The following is a 19,893-nucleotide window of genomic DNA, read 5'->3' as shown; positions in this document are numbered from 1 at the left end:
CGAGAATCCAGTGAAATCACCCTATTCGCTTGAGCAACTTGTGCCTTATGTACGGCAACATTCCAACTTCTATCGCACACACCTGAAACACTTGCCGTTAAACAGTACTGATTTAAAAGATTTACCACTGATCAACTTGACCGACTATTGGGCTGACAGCGATGACCTGCATCACTGGCCGGTCCTGACAGGCACCGTCGATGATGCTCTGGTGTTTAAAACTGGAGGATCGACCGGCCAGGGCAAACTCTCGGTTTACTCCCGCGACGAATGGCACGCCATGGTCAGTACGTTTGGTCAAAGCCTCACGACTCAACTGAACCATGGCGACCGGGTGGCGAATCTGTTTTTTTCCGGGGATCTTTACGCCAGCTTTCTGTTTACGCATCACTCTTTGGCACACGTCGGGAAATCCATCTGTGAATTTCCGTTCACCGGGCAAGTCGAACTGGATGGACTGGCAGAGGCCATTGCCCGACATCGAATCAATGTTCTGGCCGGGATCCCGGCACAGTTACTGCGATTCGCTGCTTACCTGGCACAGCATCGGCAAGTGCTATGCGGGGTCGAAACGCTACTTTATGCAGGAGAAAGCCTGTTTGCTGCGCAACTGGCAATCTTCGCCGAAGTGTTCCCCAACGCCCGCATCGCTTCGATTGGCTATGCCAGCGTGGACGCCGGTCTCATCGGGGCTTCCGACCGCGACTGTGCATTGGGCGAACATCGGGTGTTCGAACACCATACCCTGTTGGAAATCGTCGATGAACTCACCGGTGAGGTCATCGAAGAATGCGATCGCACCGGGCTGTTAGTGGTGACCAATCTGGCTCGTCGGCTCATGCCCTTGCTACGTTACCCGGTGGGTGACCTTGCCTGCTGGCGTGAACCCGGCGCGACCCCGAGGCGTAAATTTGCGCTAAAGGGGCGAAGTGCGTACAGCCAGCGGGTACGAGTTGGTGTGATGTCGCTGTTTCCCGCCGAAATAAGCGAGATCGTCGAGCGGATTGCCAACAGTAACCAATGGCAGTTGCTCATCGAAAATACCGGTTACAAGGACATTCTGAGTGTGAAATGGGTACCCGGGCCCCAGCAACAGAGTGTCGAGCCAATGCTCCGGGCATTACAGGAAGCGCTGGTCACCCAATACCCCGACATCGACGACCTGAGTCGCGATGGGCTGCTCGAATTGCGAGTCCTGCCCTGCGCAGTCACAGACCTGAGCCTGCATCCCCGCTCCGGCAAACAACCGCGGGTCCTGGACTTACGAGTGTATGACGCCCCCTCGCCGGAGCCCGCGTGATGAGCCAATTGATTTTTCGGCGCTACCAGCCTTCCGACGCACAGGCCGTGAGCCAGTTATTTCGCGAGATCTACGGCGATCATTACGCCAGGCCAGATATTTACTTGCCGGCCATGATCAGTCAGCACAATGCCGAGGGCCGCTGGCAATCCGTCGTTGCGGTGGACGACAAGCACGTCCTGGGACACGCCGCGTTGTGCCTCGATGCGCTTTCATTAACCGCTGAACTGGCGCTCATGGCAGTGCATCCCGCCGCTCAGGGGCAAAACGTCGCGACGCTTCTTGGCTCGCAACTCATCGAGCTTTCAGAATTCTTGAAACTCAAAAGCCTCTCGATCAAGCAAGTGACTCACCATCCGTACACTCAACGCATGGCAGAAAAAATCGGCTTCCATAGCACTGGCTTGCTTCCCGACTACATCGCGTCGCCACTCACTGAACCGTTGCGGGAAACCATGGTGCTGGGTTGTCACATGAATGAAGGACATGAACGCCCGCTCCCCGATACCCCATGGCCCGAGAGTTGCCGAGCGTTCATGGAGTACCTTTGTTCAGTATTCGGCACTCACCAGGGCATGGCGCCTTGCCTCCCTCTGCCTGTGCAAATCGAACAACACCATGAACGGTTCGAAATACTCATTCATCGCTTGAACAAACATCTGCTGGATCAAATCCGGCACCTGCCCAGGCGCTGGTTGATCTCGGCCAAACTCGAACTGTCCTGGCACTTTGCCGAGGATTTAAGCAATTTGTCGGCCCTCGGCTTCACCTTCACCGGGCTGATGCCCACGCAATACAGTCAAGGGTGGTTCGCGCTGTTTCACCGAGGGGCCGAGCCTCGGCACCTCGAACTGCATTGCCCGTACATGCAACGGTTGCATGACGACTTACAGCAAAACGGCAACACCCTCAGCAGCAACGCTGCACAGGACAGCGCTTGCTCAGCCGCTTGAGTCTTTTCGATGAAAGTCATTACCCGGTTCTTGCTTGGGGGTGACATTTTCCGGATCGAAGCCTTTGATGTTCCTGTGCAGTTTCTGCTCATCCATTATCTTCATGTTCAGCACGATGGGATTGCTTCCCACCAATGCCAGCATCTGGAAAGTGCCCTGTTTCATTGGTCTAGACATTAATTAGAAATGGGCATAGGTAACTGAACAAGTACTAAGTACACGCTGGCTGCGTTAGTTAGTATCCACTACGACACCTTTCACGCGCGCCACCCGTCACCTCACGCCGTTCTTGCACTATCGTACCTAAAGCTCGGCTTTCCCAAGCCGATAGCCCTTGAAAGCGCCAATTTTCCATACCAATAATCACAACAAGAACGCTGCACAAGGACCGGTCCCATGCCCGCATTCCGTACCATTCAGGCTCGTTACACGCTATTTCTGGTCCTGTTCATTCTGCTGTTGTCCGTGCTGACAGTGGTCGGCATCAGCCAGTTGGTCGCACCCAAGCTGCGCCACACTGAAGAACAAGTGGCCCTCAACCGCATCGCCGAAGTCGCCGAGCAAATCCAGGGCGAATTAAACAAGGTTCAGGCGCAACAGCGCAGCATCACCCAGACCATTCCCCTGCTCGACAGTGCGGCCATCGACAGCGTTCTGCCGGGGTTAGTCGACCAGTACGGTGAATTGAAAGTCTTCGGCGGCGGCATCTGGCCACTGCCCGGTCAGCGTGAAGCCGGACGCAACAAGTTCAGCACCTTCTGGCACCGCGATGCCTCGGGAAAATTGGCCGTTAACATGTTCTGGAACAGCGACGCCGCGCCCAACTATTACGACCAGACCTGGTACAAGGGTGGCATGCAGACCCCACGCGGCCAATGCGCCTGGGCAGCTGCTTATAAAGATGACGCCAGCGCCGAGCCGCGCACCAACTGCGCCATGGCAATCCAGAAGAATGGCGCGGCCTATGGTGTCTCGACCATCGACGTGACCCTGGGCTTCTTCAATGACCTGATCGCGCGCAAGGAAAAAGACCTCGGCGCCGAAATGCTGATCGTCGAGGCCGACGGCAAGATCATCAGCAACAGCTCGCGCATCAGCGGGCCGATCGTACTGAAGAACATCAGTGAACTGGCCGGCAACTCGCCATTCGCCACTCAGGTGAAGGCCGGCCTGCAAAACCGTGACCAGTCGCAGCGTGTCGAATTCGACGACAACGGCGAACCCAATACTTTCTTCATGCGTCCGATTGAAGGCACACCCTGGTTCCTTGCCACGGCCTTGCCGACCAAGCTGATCACCGCCCAGCGCGACGACGTGCTCAGCACGCTGAGCCTGCTGCAAATCCCGATGGTGATCCTGCTGGTGTTGTTGCAGATCTACGCGATTCGCCAACTGATCCAGCGAATGAAAGCCCTGAAGGCCAACATCGACGCACTGTCTGCCGGTGACGCCGACCTGACCAAACGCATCACCATTCGCGCCGAAGACGAACTGGGCGCCATCGGCCACTCGGTCAACGCCTTCATCGCCTACTTGCAGAACATGATCGGCGAAGTCACCCAGGCCACTGGCGCCATGGCATCCAGCCTGGATAACCTGCAACGCACGTCCGCCCACACCAACCAGATTCTGGTGCGTCACGCTTCGGAAACCGATCAGACCGTCACCGCCATCACCGAGATGAGTTCCACCGCCGAGAGCGTCGCGCAGAACGCCGCCGAAACCGCTGCCTTCACCCAGCGCGCCAACGAAAACGCCGACCGTTCGCGGGTCGTGGTGGGCGAAGCGTCCAGCAGTGTGATTGCGCTGATCGACGAAGTGGCCAGCGCCACTCATAAGGTCGAAAGCATGCAGCAGGACGCGCAACGCATCACTGAGATTCTCGGAGTGATCGGCGCCATTGCCGGGCAAACCAACTTGTTGGCACTCAACGCTGCCATCGAAGCGGCCCGTGCCGGCGAACAAGGCCGCGGTTTTGCGGTGGTGGCGGATGAAGTGCGTGCCCTTGCCGCCCGCACTCAGGCCAGCACCTCGGAAATCAACGAAATGCTGACCCGCCTGACTCAGGGCGTGAGTTCGTCGGTAAGCGCCATGGAAAACACCCAGGCCAGCTGCCAATCGGCCGCCGATGCCACGGCACGGGTCAACACCGGTCTGGATGAAATGGCCGGTTCCGTCAGCCATATCAACAGCCTCAGCACCCAGATCGCCACCGCCGCCGAGCAGCAAAGTGCGGTGACCGAAGAGATCAACCGCAGCATGGTGCAGATCCGCCACATGGTCGATGAACTGGTGAAAAGCGGTCAGGCCAGCGAGCTCAACACCCAACAACTGCTGGAAGCCAACAGCCGCGTGAGCGCGATTATGGGGCGGTTCAAGGTCCGCTGATTTTCAGCTGACGCACGACCTGTAGCAGCTGCCGGACGCAGCCTTCGGCAGCTGCTACAAAGATTTGGAGCGCAGCTAATTATTCGGTATTACTTCGAAACAATCTCCTGCCTCGATGTTGGCTAAACGGGTCAGAATGCTTTTTTTGGCCGCAATTCGAGACGAGATTCCCCATGCGAACCCATCTGCGACTGGTCGCCCTGAGCGCCCTGTTGATTTCCTCCCTGGCCCAGGCCGCTGACCTGATCCCGATCGAGGTTCACCGTGATGCCAATTGCGGTTGCTGCAAAAAATGGATCAGCCATCTGGAGGCCAACGGCTTCAAAGTCGACGATTACGTCGAAACCAACATGAGCGAATTCAAGCAACAGCACGGCGTGCCTCCGCGCCTGGCGTCGTGCCACACCGGCTTGATCAACGGGAAATTCGTTGAAGGCCATGTTCCGGCCGATCAGGTGTTGGCCTTGAGCAAGCGCGACGATCTATTGGGCGTTGCCGCCCCCGGCATGCCCATGGGTTCGCCCGGCATGGAAATGGACGGCATGAGCGACGCATATCAGGTGATCGGCCTGAAAAAGGACGGCACTGATGTGGTGGTGGCGGACTACCCCGCCCATTGATGTTCGGTGCGTACTTCGGGCTGTTTTTCGCGGCATTCGGTGCGGCAACCCTGCTGCCCTTGCAGTCCGAAGCGGTGTTGGTGGGCCTGTTGCTCAGCGGCAAGTATGGGCTCTGGTCGCTGCTCGCCGTGGCGACGTTGGGCAATGTTCTGGGGTCGCTGGTGAACTGGTGGCTGGGCCGCAGTATCGAGCGGTTTCGCGATCGGCGCTGGTTTCCGGTCAGCCCGCGTCATCTGGAAAAAGCCCGAGTCCATTATCAGCGCTATGGTCATTGGTCGTTGCTGCTGAGTTGGGTGCCCGTCATCGGTGATCCACTAACCCTGGTGGCCGGCGTGATGCGCGAACCGCTCGGGCGCTTCCTTCTGATCGTGACCCTCGCCAAAGGCGCCCGTTATGGCGTGTTGGCCTTCGCGACATTGGGCTGGATGGGGTGAACAATCATGCACCGTGATTGCCTGTGTTTAATGTCGCCCTAATCGTGCCGATCCAGCATCGGCCGATTTCCAACGGAGTTCACCCATGTCCCTCACCCTTTCCCGATGGCTGCCCGGCCTGCTACTGACCGCTGCACTGCCCGTCATTGCTCACGCCGAAGGCCCGGAATATGGTCAGGAACTGCAGGGTTTCGAGTATCCCTACACGGTCAAGCATTTCGCCTTTGAGTCCCAGGGCAAATCACTGCAAATGGGTTACATGGATGTTGCCGCGTCTGGCAAGGCCAACGGGCGCAGTATCGTACTGATGCACGGCAAGAATTTCTGCGGTGCAACCTGGGAAACCTCGATCAAGGCCCTGAGCGAAGCCGGTTACCGGGTCATCGCCCCGGACCAGATCGGTTTCTGCACCTCCAGCAAACCGGACAACTATCAGTACAGCTTCCAGCAACTGGCCGCCAACACCCAACAACTGCTCAAAGCTCTCGGCATCCAGAAGGCCAGTCTGCTCGGGCATTCCACTGGCGGCATGCTTGCCACCCGCTATGCGTTGCAATACCCCGAACAGGTCGAACAACTGGCCCTGGTCAACCCTATCGGTCTTGAGGACTGGAAAGCCCTCGGCGTGCCGTATCTCACAGTGGATCAATGGTATGAACGCGAGCTGAAGGTGACCGCGCAACGCATCCACGACTACCAGCGCAGCACTTATTACGACGGTCGCTGGAAACCCGAGTTTGACCGCTGGGTGGACATGTACGCGGGCATGGCCAAAGGCCCGGGTAAAACCCAAGTGGCGTGGAACTCGGCGCTGATCTACGACATGATCTTCACCCAACCGGTGTACTACGAATTCAAAGACCTGAAAGTGCCGACGCTGCTGCTGATCGGCACCTCTGACACCACGGCCATCAACAAGGACATCGCACCGCCCGAGGTCAAGGCGAAAATCGGTCATTACGACGTCCTCGGCAAACAAGTGGCGAAACTGATTCCCCGGTCGACGCTGGTTGAATTCCCCGGCATGGGCCACGCGCCGCAAATGGAAGAACCGGCGCAATTCCACCAGTCCCTGCTCGCCTGGCTGAACAAAACCAACCCCGCTCATTGATGAGGTAAGGCTCTGATGGCTGTGCAGATTGCGGTGATTGATGACTGGCAGGATGTGGCCCGTGGCGTGGTGGACTGGTCGGTGCTGGACGCCATCGGTCAGGTGAACTTCATCCATGACTACCCGGCCGACAACGACACCCTGGCGGCACGGCTGGGTGAGTTTGAGGTGATCTGCGTGATGCGCGAACGCAGCCGGTTCGATGAAGACCTGCTGCGCCGCTTACCGAAACTCAAGCTGCTGGTCACCGGCGGCATGCGCAACGCCGCCCTGGACCTGAAAGCCGCCACCGCGCTGGGTATCCAGGTCTGTGGCACCGACAGTTACAAGCACGCCGCCCCGGAACTGACCTGGGCACTGATCATGGCCGCGACCCGCAACCTGATGGCCGAAGCCAATGCCCTGCGCGCAGGCAAATGGCAGCAAGCGCTGGGCGGCGACCTGCATGGCAAGACCTTGGCGATTCTCGGTTTAGGCAGCATCGGCACTCGCGTTGCCCAGTTCGGCCAGGTGTTCGGTATGCGGGTGATCGCCTGGAGCGAAAACCTGACCGCCGAACGTGCAGCCGAAGCCGGAGTGACCTATGTCAGCAAGCAGGAGCTGTTTGAACAGGCTGATGTGCTGTCGGTCCATCTGGTGCTCAGTGATCGGAGCCGAGGTTTGGTCGACGCCCAAGCGCTGGACTGGATGAAACCCACGGCGCTGCTGGTCAACACCGCCCGCGGGCCGATTATCGATGAGGTGGCGTTGATCAAGGCGCTGCAGAAACAGCGACTGGCAGGCGCGGCGCTGGACGTCTTCGAGCAGGAACCCTTGCCTGCTCATCATCCGTTCAGAACCCTGGACAATGTGCTGGCCACGCCCCACGTCGGGTATGTCAGCCAGCACAACTACCAGCAGTTCTTCTCGCAGATGATCGAGGACATTCAAGCCTGGTCGGTCGGAGAACCGATTCGCCTGTTGAGCTGACTCCGCGTCATTGCACATCGCGAGCAGGAGCCTGCTCGCGTGATGCCGGCGACTCGGTCGTTAGATCAACCCTCCGGACGCAGCATCAACACCGCCAGCGGCGGCAAGTTCAACACCAACGACAGTTCCTGCCCATGGCTCGGCTCTTCCTCGGTAAACGCCCCGCCGCTGTTGCCATAGTTCGAACCGGCGTAGGTGGCAGCATCGCTGTTGATCACCTCGGTCCAACGCCCGGCAAACGGCACGCCGACGCGATACCCCCCGCGCGGCACCGGAGTGAAGTTAGCCACCACTAACACCGGACGCCCGTCCTTGCTCCAGCGCATGAAGGCGTAGACGCTGTTGATCGCATCATCACCAATCAACCACTGGAAGCCTTGCGGCGCGTCGTCCTGATCATGCAGCGCCGGCTCTTCGCGATACAGCCGATTAAGATCGCCGACGAGTTTCTGCACCCCTTTGTGTTCCGAGTACTGCAGCAAGTACCAGTCCAGTTGCTGATCGTGGTTCCACTCACGCCATTGACCAAACTCGCAGCCCATGAACAACAGCTTCTTGCCCGGGTGCGCCCACATGAAACTCAGGTAGGCGCGCAGGTTGGCGAATTTCTGCCAGCGATCGCCCGGCATCTTGTCGATCAGCGAGTGCTTGCCGTGCACTACTTCGTCATGGGAGATCGGCAGGATAAAGCGCTCGGACCAGGCATACACCAGGCCGAAGCTCAGTTCGTTGTGGTGATGGGCGCGGTACACCGGGTCCTGCTGGATGTAGTGCAGCGAATCGTGCATCCAGCCCATGTTCCACTTGTAGTCAAAACCCAGTCCGCCCTGTTGCGTGCCCTGGCTGACACCCGGCCACGCCGTGGATTCTTCAGCAATCACCAGCGCGCCGGGGGCTTCGAGATCTACCACATCATTGAGATGGCGCAGAAAGTCGATGGCTTCGAGGTTTTCCCGACCACCGTGACGGTTCGGCACCCACTCGCCAGCCTTGCGTGAGTAGTCTCGATACAGCATCGATGCCACGGCATCGACCCGCAGGCCGTCGACGTGGAAATGTTTGAGCCAGTGCAGCGCCGAGGCCAGCATGTAGCCGTGCACTTCGGTGCGACCCAGGTTGTAGATCAGCGTGTCCCAGTCTTGATGGAAGCCTTCCTGCGGGTTGCCGTATTCGTACAGCGCAGTGCCGTCGAATTGCGCCAGGCCGTGGGTATCGGTCGGAAAATGCGCCGGCACCCAGTCGAGGATCACGCCGATGCCGGCCTGGTGGCAGGCATTGACGAACGCGGCGAAATCATCCGGCGAACCGTAGCGGGCGCTCGGGGCGAATTGCGACAGCAGCTGATAACCCCATGAACCACCGAACGGGTGTTCCATGATGGGCATCAGTTCGATGTGGGTGAAGCCCAGTTCCTTCACATACGGAATCAGTCGTTCGCCCAACTCGTGCCAGGTGTACTGGCGCGCCACTTCGCCCAGATCATCCAGCTCGCATTGCCAGGACCCGGCATGCAATTCGTAGATCGACAGGGGTGCGCTCCGCTGATGACGGTCCCCACGCGATTGCATCCACTCGTGGTCCTGCCAATCGATGTTCAGCGGTGAAGCGACTTTTGACGCGGTATCCGGCGGCAGCGAGGTGGCCAGCGCCATCGGGTCAGCCTTCAGCGGCAGAATGCCTTGGGCACCGAGGATTTCGTATTTGTACGTTTCCCCCGCCTGCAGTCGCGGGATAAACACCTCCCAGACTCCGGTGGGATGGCGCAGGCGCATCGGGTGCCGGCGACCGTCCCAGTTGTTGAAGTCACCCACCACCGACACCCTTTTGGCATTCGGTGCCCACACGGCGAACCGCACGCCATCGACACCCTCTACCGTCTTCAGCTGCGCACCGAGGCAAGCGCTGAGATCGCGGTGATTGCCTTCGGCGAACAGGTACAAGTCCATCTCGCCGAGTAACGGGCCGAAGCTGTAAGGATCCTCGGAAACTTGTTCGCCGCCGGCCCACCGGGTTCGCAGCAGATAGGGCTGCTCCCGATCGAAATGCCCGACGAACAGGCCCGGTGTCTGGGTGGCCTCAAGGTTGCCGAGTTCTTCCCCGGAGTTCTTGGCCAGTACCTGTACGCTCAAGGCGTCCGGCAAATAGGCCCGAATGAATTGCCCGCCGGCACCATCGCCGTGGGGGCCGAGAATTGCAAAGGGGTCGTGATGTTCGGCGCGTACCAATGCGTCGATGTCCCGCGATCTGGGCAGCAACGCTTCTTTAGCGTGACCCTGTTCCTTGTTCGAGAAACTCATGACTACTCTCCACCAAGATCGGAAAAGGGTTTAAGCCCACTCAATAACCCATACAAACCGTGCAACGGCACGGGCAACCAGGTGGGGCGATTTTCTGCCTCATAGGCCACTTCATACGCTGCCTTCTCCAGGCCGAACAACGCCAGCGCGGCGTCCTCGCCTTCCGGATCTTGCCATGCATGAGCAAGACTAGCTGCCGCCAGCCGATAAGCGTCGACAAATGCTTGTCTTGCTTCATTTAAATAGCGATCGGCAACACGTTGACGAGCAGCTTGGGCATCGGCCGTGTTGTCGACGTTGTGCACGTTGATCGCCATTGCCGCAGCGTAGTCAAAGGAACGCAATACGCCACTGACGTCTTTGTACGGGCTGTGTTTGCCCCGACGTTCGTGCAGCGGTCGCGCCGGCTCGCCTTCGAAGTCGATCAGGTAAGCGTCGCCCTTGATGACCAGCACCTGGCCCAAGTGCAAGTCGCCGTGGACGCGAATCCGCAGACCACCGGTGGCTTTTTTACCCAGTTCCTGAACATGGCTGAGGATGGTTTTTTTGTTGTCCAGTAAACGACTGACCAAGGCGTTGTCTGCCGGATTCAATTCGCTTTGATGCTGCTTGAGTAACTTCAGCGCGTACTCCAGTTGCGCCGCCACGTCCTTGGCCGATGCCAGGGCATCTTTCTGGGAGGTGACCTGCGGGGCGAAGTCCGGGTTGTCGCTGGGCGCCGCCAGCAGCTGGTGCATTTCGCCCAGACGCTGACCGAGCATGCCGGCGAAGTCTCTCAATTCACCCAAGGCGTTGTAGTGTTGATCCTGCTCGGACATGGCGTCGGCCAGTTCGTCGCGCAGTGCCCGTTCGAGGTTGTTCTGGGTCCATTCCCAGGCGTCGCCCTGATTGCTCAAGTAGCCTTGGGCAATCATCAGCAGATTGTCCTCGCCCACTGGATCACGGCGCACCACCGAACCCAGCAGTGGCGAAATATTGCGGAAACCGGCGTTGGTCAGGTACGCGCTCATTTCCAGTTCCGGGTGCACGCCAGACGCGACCTTGCGGATCAGTTTCAGCACCAGGCTGTTGCCGATCACCACCGAACTGTTGGACTGTTCGGCGGACAGGTAACGCACTTCCGATTCCCCGGTCAGACCGAGTTTCGCCAGCTCCGCCGTCGGCTCGAAGTGGATCTCGCCCGCGCTGGATGGCAATACGGAATTGCTTTGTATGCTGTGCAAGACCGTATGCACAAAGGTGTCGAGGCTGAAGGCGTCGGTGATCAAACCGACCTGACGCACGCGCCGGACCCGAGACAAGGCCAGTTGCTGAGGCAACGCGGCACCGACCTGATCTTCGGAGATAAAGCCGAACGGCAACTGATAGCGACTGGTCTGGCCGCCGCTGGTGACGTTGATTTCACTCAACAGCATCGGATGTTGCGGATCGCCGAAACGCACACCGTAAGCAATGTTGACCTGCTCGATGGCCGCGTCCTTGCCGGCGAACCAGCGGCGATTCTGCAGCCAGCTCGGCAAGATGCCCTGCTCCAGCGTGCCGCGGGACGGCGCCTCAAGCAGCTCCTCCATGCGTTTCTTCAGCACCAGCGTGGTGAAGTCCGGCAGGCTTTGCGCCGGTTCCACGTGCCAACTCGGCATCTGGTTTTCCGCCGCGAGCACGAACCAGTAGAAACCGTAAGGCGCCAGGGTCAGCAGGAAATTCAACTGGCCGATCGGCGGGAAGGCGTTACCGCCGAGCATCTCCACCGGCACCATGCCGACGTAGGCTGACAGGTCCAGCTCCGCCGCTTGTGCGCTACGCGACACGTTGGCCACGCACAAAATGATCTCGTGCTTGCCGTCGGCCCCGGTGAATTCCCGGGTGTAGGCCAGAATCCGCCGGTTACTCGGCGACAGCATTTTCAGCGTGCCGCGACCGAAGGCCTTGGACTGCTTGCGCACGGCGAGCATGCGCCGGGTCCAGTTCAACAGCGAATGCGGGTCGCCGGCCTGGGTTTCGACGTTGACCGACAGGTAGCCGTATTGCGGGTCCATGATCGGTGGCAGCACCAGGCTCGCCGGATCGGCGCGGGAGAAGCCGCCGTTACGGTCAATCGACCATTGCATCGGCGTACGCACACCGTCACGGTCGCCGAGGTAGATGTTGTCACCCATGCCGATTTCGTCGCCGTAATACAGGGTCGGCGTGCCGGGCATCGACAGCAGCAAGCTGTTGAGCAATTCCACGCGGCGACGATCGCGCTCCATCAACGGCGCCAGACGCCGACGAATCCCCAGGTTGATCCGCGCCCGACGGTCGGCCGCGTAGTAATTCCACAGGTAATCGCGCTCCTTGTCGGTGACCATTTCCAGGGTCAACTCATCGTGGTTGCGCAGGAAAATTGCCCACTGACAGTTGGCCGGGATTTCCGGGGTCTGGCGCAGGATGTCGGTGATCGGAAAGCGATCCTCCTGAGCCAACGCCATGTACATGCGCGGCATCAGCGGAAAGTGGAACGCCATATGGCATTCGTCGCCGTTCAGGCCTTTGGCATCGGTATCGCCGAAGTACAGTTGCGTGTCTTCCGGCCATTGGTTGGCCTCGGCCAGCAGCATGCGGTCGGGGTAATTGGCGTCGATTTCGGCGCGGATCTGCTTGAGGACGTCGTGGGTCTCGGGCAGATTTTCGTTGTTGGTGCCGTCGCGTTCGATCAGGTACGGAATGGCGTCCAGCCGGAGACCGTCGATGCCCATGTCGAGCCAGTAGCGCATCACCGACAGCACCGCTTTCATGACTTGCGGGTTATCGAAATTCAGGTCGGGTTGGTGGGAATAGAAGCGGTGCCAGAAGTACTGGCCCGCCACGGGATCCCAGGTCCAGTTGGACTTTTCGGTGTCGAGAAAGATGATGCGAGTGCCGTCGTATTTTTGATCGTCATCGGACCAGACATAGAAGTCGCGCGCCGCCGAGCCCGGTTTGGCTTTGCGCGCACGCTGAAACCACGCGTGCTGGTCCGAGGTGTGGTTGATGACCAGTTCGGTAATCACCCGCAGGCCACGTTTGTGGGCTTCAGAGATGAAACGCTTGGCGTCGGCCATGGTGCCGTAGTCGGAATGCACGCCACGGTATTCGGCAATGTCGTAGCCGTCGTCGCGCCGTGGCGAGGGATAGAACGGCAACAGCCAAATGGTGTTGACGCCCAGATCGGCAATGTAATCGAGTTTGGCAATAAGGCCGGGGAAGTCGCCGATTCCGTCATTGTTGGAGTCGAAAAAAGACTTAACGTGTACCTGGTAGATCACCGCATCCTTGTACCAGAGCGGGTCTTTGATAAAGGTGGCTGCCTTGGGTTTCTTCGCCATTTGAAGCTCCTGTTGAAAACTGGAAAGCGCCTCGGCCCAGATCGTTCCCACGCTCTGCGTCAGTGCTAAACGGTGATTCGCCAGATCCCGAACGGTTGATTCGCCGGGTCGATCCGCATGAATTGATACTTGCCGTGCCAGGTCCAGCGATGACCGTTCATCAAGTCTTCGCCCTGGGTGCTGGCGTCGTCGGACAAGCCCATTTCCCACAGCGGCAATTCGAAATTCGCTTCCTGGACGTTATGCGGATCAAGGCTGACGGCCACCAGAATGAAATTGCTGCCATCCGTGCTGCGTTTACCGAAATACAGAATGTTGTCGTTCCAGGCGTTGTAGACCTTCAAGCCCAGATGCGTCTGCAGCGCTGGGTTCTGCCGACGGATGCGATTGAGCTGGGCGATCTCGGCAATGATGTTGCCCGGCGCGTTGAAGCCTCGTGGGCGGATTTCATACTTCTCGGAATTGAGGTACTCCTCCTTGCCCGGCACCGGTGCCGCTTCGCACAGTTCGAAGCCGGAATACATGCCCCACAGACCAGAGCCCATGGTTGCCAACGCCGCGCGGATCAGAAAACCGGCGCGCCCCGACTCATGCAAAAACGCCGGGTTGATGTCCGGGGTGTTAACGAAGAAATTCGGCCGGAAGCATTCACGCCACGGCGACTCGTTGAGTTCGGTGAAGTAGGTCGCCAGTTCGGACTTGTTGTTGCGCCAGGTGAAGTAGGTGTAGCTCTGGGAGTAACCGACCTTGCCCAACCGCGCCATCATCGCCGGGGTGGTGAAGGCTTCGGCCAGGAAGATCACCTCCGGGTACAGCGCCCGCACATCAGCGATCAGCCACTGCCAGAACGGCAGCGGTTTGGTGTGAGGGTTGTCGACGCGAAACAGCTTCACGCCCTCCTCGACCCACCCCACCACGATGTCGCGCAACTCAACCCACAGACTCGGAATCGCATCGGCGGCATAGAAGTCGACGTTGACGATGTCCTGGTATTTCTTCGGCGGGTTCTCGGCGTATTTGATCGTGCCGTCCGGCCGCCAGTTGAACCAGCCCGGATGCTGCTCCAGCCACGGGTGATCCTGGGAACACTGAATCGCGAAGTCGAGGGCGATTTCCAGCCCATGGTCAGCGGCTGCCGCGACAAGACGCCGAAAGTCTTCGCGAGTGCCCAGCTCGGAATGAATCGCCTCATGCCCCCCCTCTTCGCTGCCGATGGCATACGGACTGCCCGGATCGTCCGGCCCGGCGGTGAGGGAGTTGTTCGGGCCTTTGCGGTAACTGCGGCCGATCGGGTGGATCGGCGGAAAGTACAGCACATCGAAGCCCATGTCCTGGATCATCGGCAGCCGCGAATGCACATCGTTGAAAGTGCCATGACGGGCCGGATCGTCAGTGATCGAACGCGGGAACAGTTCATACCAACTGGCGAACTGCGCCAGCTCCCGTTCGACGTCGAGCGGGTACTCAGGGCTGATGCTCAAATAGGCCCGATGATCGGCCTGCGACATCAGCTCGGCGCTACGCTGGTGCAGAAACAGCTCGACCTGCTCGGTTTCGAGCAGACCCGACAATTCATGGTGCAGTGCCGCCAGTTGTTCACTCAGCAGCCCTCCCATGCGTTCGGCGGCTTGCTGGACCAGCGTTCGCCCTTCCTGCAATTCCAGGCTGACCGGCACCCTGGCCGCGTGTTTTTTCTCCAGCTCATAACAGAAGCTGGCGAACTGATCGATCCAGGCTTCGATGCAAAACATATAACGGCCCTGGCGCGCGACCCGGAATTGGCCCTGCCACCCGTTATTGCCCAAGTCAGTCATGACTTCGCTCTGCCAGGTTTCGTCGCCCTCGGCACGCGAGCGCACTCGCACGGCCAACGTGTCGTGACCGTCGGCAAACACTTTGCTGGTCACCACCACGTCCTGACCCACCACGGCTTTGACGGCGAACTGCCCGCCATCGAGTGTCGGCATGGTGTTTTCGATTGCGATGCGCGGTAGCAGTAAAGCCTGCGACAGCGGCATATGAGGGTTGTAGTTCAGCTCTGTCGGTTTTTCAGCAGTCATCGAGCATCTCTCCTTTACGCCCCAGGGACGCTCTTGTGTCTGTGGCTTGTCACTGGATAGCCATCCCGCAGGACCGTCCGCCCCGGAATGAACTCACTTAGGTTCCGAGCGACAGGCACCGGTAAAGTTCACGAGCATTGGCCTGAGCCTTTGGGGGAATCAATCCCTTTGCACGGTGGTCAACACACTTAAGCACGACTTACGCCATGTGCAACTGGAGGCTAAATTTATGAGCATTCCAATCCCTGCCGAGACGCCTGATCCAAACATCGACAGCCCGACCATTGCGCCGACCGAGCCTGAACCTGTGCCTGAGCAAGAGCCGCCCGGCACCACCCCGCCACCTCGGGAAGAGCCACCGAGCACCACGCCGCCGGTTATTGTGAAGCCGACGTCATGACAATTTACGGGGCGTGATCCTTATCGAGCATGCGTACGATCCTTGGCATCACACTGAAGATCGCCAGCGCCAGGAACGTACTGAACACCGCCGTCGCCTCTCGCCCCAACCCGGCCGAAACGCCAATGGCCGCGGTCATCCACAACCCGGCAGCGGTGGTCAGGCCTTTGACATGCCCCTCATCGCCCTCGTTGTTTTTCAGAATAGTCCCTGCACCAAGAAAGCCGATCCCCGCGATCACACCCTGCACCACACGGCTCATGGCATCGGCCTGAGAGCCGGACATTTGCGGCACCAGCACAAACAGCGCGGCGCCGAGGGCCACCAGCATGTGGGTGCGCACGCCAGCGGCCTTGCCTTTGTGTTCGCGCTCGAAGCCGAGAATCCCGCCCAACACCGCCGCCATCAGCAGTCGCACGGTAATTCGCGTCAGTTGTGAAGCGTCGCCGATGTCAGCGAACTCCGCTTGCAGGGTTACCCAAACCTCATGCCACCAAGCGTTCATGGTGTTGTCCTTGTGATGACTGGATAGAAAGTTGCTCGATTCAGGATGGACCGCATCGACCATTAATCGGTTGCACAGAACGATGATCCTCGGCTGTGTCCTAACACGTTAGACCCCGCAGAAAAAAGGACACTTCCATGACTGTGCGCATCGAAAACCAGACCTGCTTCTTCATAACCGAAAACGGCGAAGAAATTCGTCTGTGCCCCGACGTCACCATCATTACCGACTCGGAAAAAGCCATGTCGGCGGTGGAACTCAACGGCCAGCGCGTTTACATCACCGAAGCAGAAGCCGACGCATTGACCGTTGCAGGCGCAGTCGACGGTCGTAGGCATTTGAAGGCTACCGACAGTGATTCGGTGATTTGACTGACCCGGATCAACACTCGCAGACGCTTGATGTAGGCCTTTGCATCCTGCTGCAGCGGGTGCAACAAGTTGTCGCAGGCAGCGGATCAACGCCCATCTGATCCGCTTTTTATTGCAATAGGTGAGTCTGTTATGCAAACAGATCGCCGCTCATAGTGCTCAGGCCTGATGGAGGCTGATGAGCGAAAGACCATGAGCGATAGAATCCCCGTCCGAATTGTTGAAAGTGCTCCACTAGTACGAAGCTACGAGCCTTCGCGTCCAAAGATGAAGGCCAAGTCCAGCGACAACCTGATTCACACCCGCAGCTTCACCGGTTTATTCCGCACCCTGCGCATGAGCGGCGCGGGGTTTCTGTTTCTGCTGTTCTTTGGCACGGTGTGGTTGAACTGGGGCGGCCGCCAGGCGGTGCTCTGGGACCTGTCCGAAAGCAAATTCCACATTTTCGGCGCGACCTTCTGGCCGCAGGATTTCATCCTGCTGTCGGCGTTGCTGATCATCGCTGCCTTCGGTCTGTTTGCAATCACCGTGTTCGCCGGACGGGTCTGGTGCGGTTACACCTGCCCACAGAGCTCCTGGACCTGGATTTTCATGTGGTGCGAGAAGCTCACCGAAGGTGAACGCAACCAGCGGATCAAGCTGCAAGCCGCGCCCTGGGGCCTGAACAAACTGATCCGCCGCTCGGCCAAGCACACCTTGTGGCTGGCCATCAGCCTGTTGACCGGCCTGACCTTTGTCGGCTACTTCACCCCGATCCGGCCGCTGGCCGAAGAACTGCTGACCTTGCAGATGGGTGGCGTCAGTCTGTTCTGGGTGCTGTTTTTCACCGGTGCGACTTACGTCAACGCCGGGTGGCTGCGTGAAGCAGTGTGCATGCACATGTGCCCGTATGCGCGGTTCCAAAGCGTGATGTTCGACAAGGACACCCTGACCATCTCCTATGACGTCGCCCGTGGCGAAAACCGTGGCCCGCGCAAACGTGACGTGGCGCCGGTTGACGTCGGCCTCGGTGATTGCATCGACTGTCAGTTGTGCGTGCAGGTCTGCCCGACCGGCATCGACATCCGCGACGGTTTGCAGATGGAATGCATCGGCTGCGCCGCGTGTATCGACGCCTGTGATTCGATCATGGACAAAATGGGCTATGCCCGTGGGCTGATCAGCTATACCTCGGAGCATGAGTTGCAAGGTGGCAAGACTCACCTGCTGCGGCCGCGATTGATCGGTTACACCGCGGTGCTGCTGGTGATGATCGGTGCGCTTGCCCTGGCGCTGGTTGAGCGGCCGATGGTCTCGCTGGACGTGAGCAAGGACCGTGGCTTGTTCCGAGAGAACAGTCAGGGGCAGATCGAAAACATCTACAGCCTGAAAGTCATCAACAAGACCCAGCAACGTCAGGACTATCGTCTGACCCTGGTCGATGGCGACGGCTTCCAATTGCAAGGCAAGACCGAACTGAGCCTCGCGCCCGGAGAGATTGTTGATGTGCCAGTGTCGGTGGCGATGACCACGGAACGGCCGAGCAGCCGTTCGCAGAACATCAGTTTCAAGGTTGTCGACAGTGATGAACCGGAGATTTATAGCGTGGCGAAGAGCCGGTTTGTTGCGCCGATGAATCGTTGAGCTATTAAGATGCAAATCCTCCTGTGGAATACGGTCCTCTGAATTACTCCAAACCGGGCTTTAGATGAAACGCTACGAAAAATTCGCCGACGACATCGCTGAACTGATCCGCTCCGGCGTCCTCGGCCCCGGTCAGCGCGTGCCGTCGGTGCGCTACGCGAGCCAGACCTATGGGGTCAGCCCGTCCACAGTGTTCCAGGCCTATTACCTGCTCGAACGCCGAGGCCTGATCCGCGCTCGCCCGCGTTCCGGCTATTTCGTCAACGCGCACGCGCCGAGCCCGTTCTCGGAGCCGGTGATCAGCAGCCAGGTCAACGAGTCCACCGAAGTCGACGTCAGTGAACTGGTGTTCTCGGTCCTCGACTCGATCAAAGACCCGAACACCGTGCCCTTCGGCTCGGCCTTCCCCAGCCCGACCCTTTTTCCGTTGCAGCGTCTGTCCCGCTCCCTGGCCAGCGCCGCCCGAGAGATGGACCCGCGCATGGTCGTCACCGACATGTCGCCGGGCAACCCGCAGCTGCGTCGACAAATCGCCCTGCGCTACATGGTCGGCGGGCTGATGCTGCCCATGGAAGAACTGCTGATCACTAACGGCGCGCTGGAAGCGCTGAACCTGTGCCTGCAAGCGGTCACCGAGCCCGGCGATCTGGTGGCCATCGAAGCCCCGGCGTTCTACGCCTGTCTGCAAATACTCGAACGGCTGAAGCTCAAAGCCGTCGAAATTCCTGTGCATCCGCGCGACGGCATCGACCTTGGCGTACTCGCGCAAACCCTGGAACGGCACCCGATCAAGGCTTGCTGGTGCATGACCAGTTTCCAGAACCCGATGGGCGCGACGATGCCCGAGGCGAAGAAACAGGCACTGGTTGAGCTATTGCGCAGCCATCAAGTGCCACTGATCGAAGACGACGTCTACGCCGAACTCTATTACGGCCAACAGGCGCCGAAACCGGCGAAGGCTTTTGATACCGAAGGGCTGGTGATGCACTGCGGTTCGTTCGCCAAAAGCCTGGCCCCCGGCTATCGCATCGGCTGGGTCGCTGCCGGGCGCTATGCGCAGAAGATCGAACGCCTGAAACTCATGACGTCTCTGTGCGCGTCGATGCCGGCCCAGGCAGCCATCGCCGATTACCTGCAACACGGCGGCTACGACCGGCACCTGCGAAAACTGCGGTACGCGCTCGAAGAACAGCAACGCGCCATGCTCGCCGCCATCGCACGCTACTTCCCGGCGCAGACGCGCGTCAGTCAACCCGCCGGCGGTTACTTCCTGTGGCTGGAATTGCCACCGCAGATGGATTCGCTGAAGTTGTTTCAGATGGCGTTGGCGCAAGGGATCAGCATCGCACCGGGGCCGATTTTTTCACCGACCCAGCGGTTCAGGAATTGTATTCGGCTGAATTACGGCAGCCCTTGGGATGAGACTGCCGAGAAAGCGATGGAGACGTTGGGACGGATTGTGCGGTCGTTCTAAGACTCGAGTCGCCCCGGCCCAAAAAAGAAGCCTTTCCGACAAAG

16 protein-coding genes are annotated in these 19,893 nt (G+C 59.2%); 11 read left to right on the top strand and 5 right to left on the bottom strand.

What is annotated here, in order from left to right:
- The first annotated feature begins 10 nt into the window (after nt 1-10).
- Nucleotides 11-1,300 (top strand): phenylacetate--CoA ligase family protein, encoded by a 1,290-nt coding sequence (locus ACYZT3_RS14045; RefSeq protein ID WP_462032319.1) that lies wholly within the window; start codon nt 11-13, stop codon nt 1,298-1,300.
- A complete protein-coding gene (locus ACYZT3_RS14040) occupies nt 1,300-2,253 on the top strand; it encodes a GNAT family N-acetyltransferase (protein WP_282379466.1) in 954 nt (317 codons plus the stop codon). The genes ACYZT3_RS14045 and ACYZT3_RS14040 overlap by 1 nt, the downstream gene beginning before the upstream one ends.
- On the opposite strand, the gene ACYZT3_RS14035 is transcribed toward ACYZT3_RS14040, so the two are convergent.
- Complete coding sequence (locus ACYZT3_RS14035; protein WP_462032446.1) at nt 2,242-2,418, bottom strand: hypothetical protein; 177 nt, start codon at nt 2,416-2,418, stop codon at nt 2,242-2,244. The genes ACYZT3_RS14040 and ACYZT3_RS14035 overlap by 12 nt on opposite strands.
- 231 nt (nt 2,419-2,649) lie before the next feature.
- On the opposite strand from ACYZT3_RS14035, the gene ACYZT3_RS14030 reads away from it, so the two are divergent.
- The 5 genes from ACYZT3_RS14030 (at nt 2,650) to ACYZT3_RS14010 (ending at nt 7,775) form a co-directional block, all read left to right on the top strand.
- Nucleotides 2,650-4,641 (top strand): methyl-accepting chemotaxis protein, encoded by a 1,992-nt coding sequence (locus ACYZT3_RS14030; protein WP_462032318.1) that lies wholly within the window; start codon nt 2,650-2,652, stop codon nt 4,639-4,641.
- 173 nt (nt 4,642-4,814) lie between these two features.
- Nucleotides 4,815-5,261 carry a DUF411 domain-containing protein gene (locus tag ACYZT3_RS14025; RefSeq protein WP_462032317.1) on the top strand — a complete coding sequence of 149 codons (447 nt, stop codon included), beginning with the start codon at nt 4,815-4,817 and terminating at the stop codon, nt 5,259-5,261.
- Nucleotides 5,261-5,695 (top strand): YqaA family protein, encoded by a 435-nt coding sequence (locus ACYZT3_RS14020; protein ID WP_282379474.1) that lies wholly within the window; start codon nt 5,261-5,263, stop codon nt 5,693-5,695. Before ACYZT3_RS14025 ends, ACYZT3_RS14020 begins: the two co-directional genes overlap by 1 nt.
- A gap of 85 nt (nt 5,696-5,780) precedes the next feature.
- Entirely contained in the window at nt 5,781-6,806 is a 1,026-nt protein-coding gene (locus ACYZT3_RS14015) for an alpha/beta fold hydrolase (protein WP_282379476.1), read from the top strand.
- A 15-nt stretch (nt 6,807-6,821) separates the two neighbouring features.
- The gene (locus ACYZT3_RS14010) at nt 6,822-7,775 is read left to right on the top strand and encodes a D-2-hydroxyacid dehydrogenase family protein (RefSeq protein WP_462032316.1); all 954 of its coding nucleotides are present in this window, start codon (nt 6,822-6,824) and stop codon (nt 7,773-7,775) included.
- Between the two features lie 65 nt (nt 7,776-7,840).
- On the opposite strand, the gene glgB is transcribed toward ACYZT3_RS14010, so the two are convergent.
- From glgB to ACYZT3_RS13995, 3 genes are all read right to left on the bottom strand, one after another.
- Nucleotides 7,841-10,072 (bottom strand): 1,4-alpha-glucan branching protein GlgB, encoded by a 2,232-nt coding sequence (glgB, locus tag ACYZT3_RS14005; protein WP_282379480.1) that lies wholly within the window; start codon nt 10,070-10,072, stop codon nt 7,841-7,843.
- 2 nt (nt 10,073-10,074) lie between these two features.
- Nucleotides 10,075-13,416, bottom strand: a complete 3,342-nt coding sequence (treS, locus tag ACYZT3_RS14000; protein ID WP_462032315.1) for a maltose alpha-D-glucosyltransferase — start codon at nt 13,414-13,416, stop codon at nt 10,075-10,077.
- Between the two features lie 65 nt (nt 13,417-13,481).
- Nucleotides 13,482-15,476 (bottom strand): alpha-1,4-glucan--maltose-1-phosphate maltosyltransferase, encoded by a 1,995-nt coding sequence (locus ACYZT3_RS13995; RefSeq protein ID WP_282379484.1) that lies wholly within the window; start codon nt 15,474-15,476, stop codon nt 13,482-13,484.
- Between the two features lie 229 nt (nt 15,477-15,705).
- Here ACYZT3_RS13995 and ACYZT3_RS13990 point away from each other — a divergent pair, with 229 nt between their 5' ends.
- Entirely contained in the window at nt 15,706-15,876 is a 171-nt protein-coding gene (locus ACYZT3_RS13990) for a hypothetical protein (RefSeq protein ID WP_282379486.1), read from the top strand.
- A 4-nt stretch (nt 15,877-15,880) separates the two neighbouring features.
- Here the strand turns inward: ACYZT3_RS13990 and ACYZT3_RS13985 are convergent, their stop codons facing one another.
- Nucleotides 15,881-16,381 (bottom strand): MgtC/SapB family protein, encoded by a 501-nt coding sequence (locus tag ACYZT3_RS13985; protein ID WP_282379488.1) that lies wholly within the window; start codon nt 16,379-16,381, stop codon nt 15,881-15,883.
- A 137-nt stretch (nt 16,382-16,518) separates the two neighbouring features.
- On the opposite strand from ACYZT3_RS13985, the gene ACYZT3_RS13980 reads away from it, so the two are divergent.
- The 3 genes from ACYZT3_RS13980 to mapR all read left to right on the top strand — a co-directional run bounded on the left by ACYZT3_RS13980 (nt 16,519) and on the right by mapR (nt 19,849).
- Nucleotides 16,519-16,752 carry a DUF3203 family protein gene (locus ACYZT3_RS13980; protein ID WP_282379490.1) on the top strand — a complete coding sequence of 78 codons (234 nt, stop codon included), beginning with the start codon at nt 16,519-16,521 and terminating at the stop codon, nt 16,750-16,752.
- Nucleotides 16,753-16,944: 192 nt separating this feature from the next.
- Nucleotides 16,945-18,375 (top strand): cytochrome c oxidase accessory protein CcoG, encoded by a 1,431-nt coding sequence (gene ccoG / locus ACYZT3_RS13975; protein WP_462032314.1) that lies wholly within the window; start codon nt 16,945-16,947, stop codon nt 18,373-18,375.
- A 64-nt stretch (nt 18,376-18,439) separates the two neighbouring features.
- The gene (mapR, locus tag ACYZT3_RS13970; protein WP_282379494.1) at nt 18,440-19,849 is read left to right on the top strand and encodes a GntR family transcriptional regulator MpaR; all 1,410 of its coding nucleotides are present in this window, start codon (nt 18,440-18,442) and stop codon (nt 19,847-19,849) included.
- Nucleotides 19,850-19,893: the final 44 nt, after the last annotated feature.

Source organism: Pseudomonas sp. MDT1-16 (assembly GCF_054898115.1).
The sequence above is the reverse complement of the archived record's forward strand: the minus strand, read 5'-3'. Positions and strand labels throughout refer to the sequence as shown.

What these genes read in the sequence shown, in the direction of transcription:
- ACYZT3_RS14040 (WP_282379466.1), top strand. Translation starts at nt 1,300, where the DNA reads ATGAGCCAATTGATTTTTCGGCGCTACCAGCCTTCCGACGCACAGGCC.
- ACYZT3_RS14035 (WP_462032446.1), bottom strand. Translation starts at nt 2,418, where the DNA reads ATGAAACAGGGCACTTTCCAGATGCTGGCATTGGTGGGAAGCAATCCC.
- ACYZT3_RS14030 (WP_462032318.1), top strand. Translation starts at nt 2,650, where the DNA reads ATGCCCGCATTCCGTACCATTCAGGCTCGTTACACGCTATTTCTGGTC.
- ACYZT3_RS14025 (WP_462032317.1), top strand. Translation starts at nt 4,815, where the DNA reads ATGCGAACCCATCTGCGACTGGTCGCCCTGAGCGCCCTGTTGATTTCC.
- ACYZT3_RS14020 (WP_282379474.1), top strand. Translation starts at nt 5,261, where the DNA reads ATGTTCGGTGCGTACTTCGGGCTGTTTTTCGCGGCATTCGGTGCGGCA.
- ACYZT3_RS14015 (WP_282379476.1), top strand. Translation starts at nt 5,781, where the DNA reads ATGTCCCTCACCCTTTCCCGATGGCTGCCCGGCCTGCTACTGACCGCT.
- ACYZT3_RS14010 (WP_462032316.1), top strand. Translation starts at nt 6,822, where the DNA reads ATGGCTGTGCAGATTGCGGTGATTGATGACTGGCAGGATGTGGCCCGT.
- glgB (WP_282379480.1), bottom strand. Translation starts at nt 10,072, where the DNA reads ATGAGTTTCTCGAACAAGGAACAGGGTCACGCTAAAGAAGCGTTGCTG.
- treS (WP_462032315.1), bottom strand. Translation starts at nt 13,416, where the DNA reads ATGGCGAAGAAACCCAAGGCAGCCACCTTTATCAAAGACCCGCTCTGG.
- ACYZT3_RS13995 (WP_282379484.1), bottom strand. Translation starts at nt 15,476, where the DNA reads ATGACTGCTGAAAAACCGACAGAGCTGAACTACAACCCTCATATGCCG.
- ACYZT3_RS13990 (WP_282379486.1), top strand. Translation starts at nt 15,706, where the DNA reads ATGAGCATTCCAATCCCTGCCGAGACGCCTGATCCAAACATCGACAGC.
- ACYZT3_RS13985 (WP_282379488.1), bottom strand. Translation starts at nt 16,381, where the DNA reads ATGAACGCTTGGTGGCATGAGGTTTGGGTAACCCTGCAAGCGGAGTTC.
- ACYZT3_RS13980 (WP_282379490.1), top strand. Translation starts at nt 16,519, where the DNA reads ATGACTGTGCGCATCGAAAACCAGACCTGCTTCTTCATAACCGAAAAC.
- ccoG (WP_462032314.1), top strand. Translation starts at nt 16,945, where the DNA reads ATGAGCGATAGAATCCCCGTCCGAATTGTTGAAAGTGCTCCACTAGTA.
- mapR (WP_282379494.1), top strand. Translation starts at nt 18,440, where the DNA reads ATGAAACGCTACGAAAAATTCGCCGACGACATCGCTGAACTGATCCGC.